The sequence below is a fragment of the Bradyrhizobium sp. genome (genome assembly GCF_049586575.1).
In the GTDB taxonomy this organism is placed as follows: Bacteria; Pseudomonadota; Alphaproteobacteria; order Rhizobiales; family Xanthobacteraceae; genus Bradyrhizobium.
In genome coordinates this window covers 1-4,543 of sequence record NZ_JBAVCF010000030.1, presented here as the reverse complement: position 1 = coordinate 4,543, position 4,543 = coordinate 1, and the positions used below count along the sequence as shown (strand labels likewise).

Sequence of the window (4,543 nt, the reverse complement as noted above, 5' to 3'; positions counted from 1 at the left end):
TTCGCCGCGCATCTGGCCACGCTGCTGTTTCTTTTCGCCTGGGAAGCCGCGTCGCTGCTGGCGCCCTCCTACTTGCTGCCGGGCCCCCACCCGGTCGCGCGGCGGCTTTGGCAGTTCGTCACCAGCCCCCACGATCTCGGCCATCTTGGAGCATCGCTCTACCACGTGGCCACGGCGATCGCGATTTCCTTCGTCCTTGGCTCGCTGCTTGCACTGCTGCCCTATTACCTGCCGGTCCTGCGACTCGCAATTGAGCGGCGCATCGGCCCGTTCCTTAACTCGTTTTCGGCGATCGGCTGGACGCTGCTTTCCATCATGTGGTTCGGCGTCAGTTCATTCACCGTGATCTTCGCCATCAGCGCCGTGCTCGTGCCGTTCGCGCTGGTCAACATGGCGGCGGGGCTTGCCAATATCGACCGCGAGATTGTCGAGATGGCCGGCAGCTTCACCCGCCGCAGGCTTCGGATGTTCGTGCTGGTAGTCGTGCCGTCCCTTTATCCATTCATCTTCGCGACGCTGCGCATCATGTTCGGCGTGGCCTGGAAGGTGACGCTGACCGCCGAGCTGTTCGGCGGTGACTCCGGGCTCGGCTACATGATCAATCTCTCGCGTCAGGAGTTCGACACCGCGACGATTTTTGCCGCCATAATCCTCATCATCGCCTTCGTGTATGGCATGGACCGCCTTGTGCTGGCTCCGCTGCAAGCGAGGGTGTCGCGCCACTATGCCGGTTGAACGCACCGCATTTCCGTCGATGGTTGTCGAGCGGCTGATCGGCGACAGTATTGTCGTGCTCGCGCTGGTCGGCTGGTGGGCGCTGGCGCGCCACCTGCCGGCGTTCATCCTGCCCGGGCCCGTGGCGGTAGCGCGGCAATTGCTCGTTTTATTTGTCTCGGCGGATTTCCTCGGGAATCTGCTGGCCTCGACTTGGCGGGTGCTGGTCGCTATTGCCGCAGCGCTTCTGATCGGCGGCGGACTCGCCTTCCTCGCCCACGGCGTGCCGTGGATGGCGGCGGTGGTCGACGAGCGCATCAAGCCGATGCTCAACGCGTTTCCCTCGATCGGCTGGGCGATACTCGCAGCAATTTGGTTCGAGCCCGGCGATTTCGGTGTGATCTTCGTCGAGGTGATGATCCTGATTCCATTCTGCCTGATCAACATCGCCGAGGGTCTGCGCAACGTCGACCGCGAAGTGATGGAGATGGGGCGGAGCTTTACCCGGCACCGAGCCCGCATACTCTGGCGACTTACACTGCCGCTCTTGGTGCCCTACGCCCTCTCGGCGACCCGCATCGCCTATGGCATTGCCTGGAAAATCGCGCTTGTCGCCGAGTTGCTCGGCGCGCCAAGCGGATTGGGCTACCTCATGCTGCGCGCCCAGACCGCTGCCGACAGCACCACCTTCCTTGCCACCTGCTTCGTCATTGTGCTGATCTTCGTGCTCGGCGAGCGGCTCGTGATTGTGCCGCTGGAGCGACGGTTCAAGGAGCGCTGACCGCGAGGTGGACGATGCCGGCGACCAGGAAGCTTGTGGTTCGGACCAAGGCAGGAGAGCTTCGCGGCACATGCGAGAATGGTGTTGTTGTGTTCCGGGCCGTGCCTTATGCGGCGCCGCCGGTCGGTGAATCGCGGTTTGCGCCGCCGCGGGCGGTGCAGGCGTGGTCGGGCGTACGCGATGCGACCAAGGACGGCCCAATCGCTCCACAGGGCCGCTCCCGGCTTGCCCATGTCATGGGCGATTTCGAGCGCCCGCAGTCGGAGGATTGTCTGACACTCAACATCTGGACGCCGTCAGCGGACGACAAGAAGCGGCCCGTGATGGTGTGGATTCACGGCGGCGCCTTCTCCAGCGGCGCCGGCTCGCTGCCGTGGTATTCCGGCGAGCGGTTCGCCTCCCAAGGCGACGTGGTGTTTGTTGCGATCAACTACAGGCTCGGCGCGCTCGGCTTCCTTTGTCTGCCAGGCGTTAGCCCCGGCAACCTTGGGCTGCTCGACCAAGTCGCGGCGCTTCGCTTCGTCCACGACAATATTGCGGAGTTCGGCGGCGACCCCGACAACGTAACGGTAATCGGCCAGTCGGCCGGGGCCGCGTCGATCGCCATCCTCATGACCATGCCGCAGGGCGGCAGCCTGTTCCGTCGCGCCATCATGCAGAGCACGCCCTTCGGCCGCATGTCGCGGACCCTTGTGGACGCGCAGCGGATTGGCCGTCGCTTTGCCGAGATCCTGGGGTTGAAGCCAGAACAAGCGGGCGAGCTGAAGTTTCTGCCGTTTACGCGTCTGGTCGCGGCGCAAGGCGAGTTGGGCCGGCTCGAAAAGAAGTTCGCCGATGCGCTCGCGCCATTCTGGCCCACTATCGACGGCAGCGTCTATCCGGGGGAGGTTATGCCCGCGCTGACGGCCGGCGCGGGCTCAGCGATCGACACCATCATCGGCACTACCCGGGAAGAGATGGGGGCATTCTATTGCATCGACGATCAGATCGCGAACGCCGACGGGAACGCAATCAAGGGCGTGTTCGCAGCGATGTTCAAGTCGGGCCATGAGCTCTACTATGACGAGATCCGAAAGATGCGCGCATCCGGCAGTAATGCGGCGTTGCTCGGCGATCTGATGAGCGACGCCATGTTCCGGATCGGCAGCCTGCGCATGGCCGAGGTCCGCGCCGACCAGGGCCATCCCGCGTACGTCTACCAGTTCGACTGGCAGTCACCGGCCGGCTTCGAGGCCTGCCACTGCATCGAGATACCGTTCGTGTTCGACAATTTCGACCATTGGACCGAGTCGCCGATGCTCAAGGGCGGCGACTCCGAACAGATGAAAGGTCTGGCCGACGCAATGCATCGCGCTTGGATCGCCTTCGCCCACACCGGTAAGCCCGATCACCCGCGCTTGCCGCCATGGCCGGTCTATCGGCGCGAGGACCGCATGACCATGCGGTTCGACAGCGTCATCGCGCCGGTCAGCGATCTGGCCGGGCTGTGCTGGCGCCAGCCCTGGGTGCGCTGAGCCATGCCTCCAATCCGCGTACGCAAGGAGATTGTCGACCGCGTATTGCTGCGGCGCGGCCGCTACCATCTGTTTGACGACCTCGACCCGGCCCGCACCGCGCTGCTGGTGATCGACATGCAGAGCGCGTTCTGCGCGCCGGGCGGCCCGGCCGAGGTGCCGACGTCCTGCCGCATCGTCGAGCCGATCAACAAGCTGACTGCGCAGCTCCGCGCTCTGAATGTGCCAGTGATCTGGGTGCTGCACGCCAACAGTCGGATCGGCGGCCGAAGCGATTGGGAGCTGTTTTTCAACACCATCGTCGCCGATGAGGTTCGCGAACGCACGCTCGAGAACCTTGCCGAGGAACAGACCGTCTGGACCGGTCTCACCACCGCATCGACCGACCTCACGCTCCTGAAGAATCGCTATAGTGCGCTGATTCCGGGCTCGTCGCAGCTGGAGCGCACTCTCCGCGGCATGGGCATCGACACCATTCTGATCGCCGGCACCAAGACGAACGTATGCTGCGAATCGACTGCCCGCGACGCCATGATGCTCGATTTCAAGGTGGTCATGGTCGAGGACTGCTGTGCGGCGTTGTCCGACGACGAGCACCGGGGTGCGCTGGAGAACATCATCCAGCAGTTCGGCGACGTCATGACCGCCGACGAGGTCTTGGCCCGGCTCCGCCAATTCAAGAGCGCCTAGGGCAAAAGACCGGTCGTTGCTTTGACCTTCGCAGCCCACACTGCGCGGCCGGTCAATTCCGCCCGGTCCAGGTACTCTCAGCGGCTACGATTGGCTTCTGTCGGCGATTCATGCCACCGGAGAGAAACGGACATTTGGCCAGGCTTTTGTGAGTGCACGGTGTTATGTCTGATAGCCTGTCTCAGCTCCCTCGCGCGGCCAGAGTCACTTTCCATCAGGCGTGTGGCGTTAACACAACCGGGTTGGCCGGGCCGGGTTGTACGCCGTAGCCGCCCTCGTAAGCTTTTTGTTCGGCTCACCAATTTCCCGATTCGCATAACTCTGTAATATGGAACATGCAAATGCTGCTGATTTATTTGCTTCAAATTCTAACGGCCGTCCTGACGGAAGTCTGCCGTGTGTAATGGGGAGCCGTAGCTCGGCTCCGGATTGTCTTTACGTACACCGTGAGGGTTTGAGTCCTCTGAAGAGACTAGGAGCAAAAATTAGCAGTCCATGGTGATCAACGCTCGAACCCTAGGTGACGCGCCAGTGACCTCGCGACCTTCGCGCCGTCGCGGTGTCTCCGCCAGCTCAGGGCATGTCCGTCGATCCCGCATCTATGATCGGCACGATAATCGCATGACGCCGACCCACGCCAATACGCTGGACGCGCGCTACCGTTACTATGTCTCCCCCCCCATCCTGCAGAAGCGGGCGGTTAGAGGCGAGCACCTTTTGCGCGTGCCAGCTCAGGAGATCGAGATTTGGTTGTCAAAGCGCTGCACGAGCATCTGGCGGTTGGTCTGCCCAGACCGTGACGCTCTCCGACCGAGACCTCATAGAACAATATGTCGAGCGAATC

General features: G+C 62.9%; 4 protein-coding genes. All 4 read left to right on the top strand.

Going from position 1 to position 4,543, the window contains the following annotated elements:
* Nucleotides 1-735: ABC transporter permease (locus tag WB528_RS00985; protein ID WP_423886568.1), on the top strand; the 735-nt coding region annotated here is incomplete at its 5' end.
* A complete protein-coding gene (locus WB528_RS00980) occupies nt 725-1,495 on the top strand; it encodes an ABC transporter permease (RefSeq protein ID WP_423886567.1) in 771 nt (256 codons plus the stop codon). The genes WB528_RS00985 and WB528_RS00980, both read left to right, overlap by 11 nt.
* 14 nt (nt 1,496-1,509) lie before the next feature.
* Nucleotides 1,510-3,009, top strand: coding sequence for a carboxylesterase/lipase family protein (locus WB528_RS00975; protein WP_423886566.1), 1,500 nt, complete (start codon nt 1,510-1,512; stop codon nt 3,007-3,009).
* A 45-nt stretch (nt 3,010-3,054) separates the two neighbouring features.
* Nucleotides 3,055-3,699 carry an isochorismatase family protein gene (locus WB528_RS00970; protein WP_423886565.1) on the top strand — a complete coding sequence of 215 codons (645 nt, stop codon included), beginning with the start codon at nt 3,055-3,057 and terminating at the stop codon, nt 3,697-3,699.
* Nucleotides 3,700-4,543 lie beyond the last annotated feature (844 nt).

Excerpts from the sequence above, each read along its gene's own strand:
- WB528_RS00980 (WP_423886567.1), top strand. The coding sequence starts at position 725 with ATGCCGGTTGAACGCACCGCATTTCCGTCGATGGTTGTCGAGCGGCTG.
- WB528_RS00975 (WP_423886566.1), top strand. The coding sequence starts at position 1,510 with ATGCCGGCGACCAGGAAGCTTGTGGTTCGGACCAAGGCAGGAGAGCTT.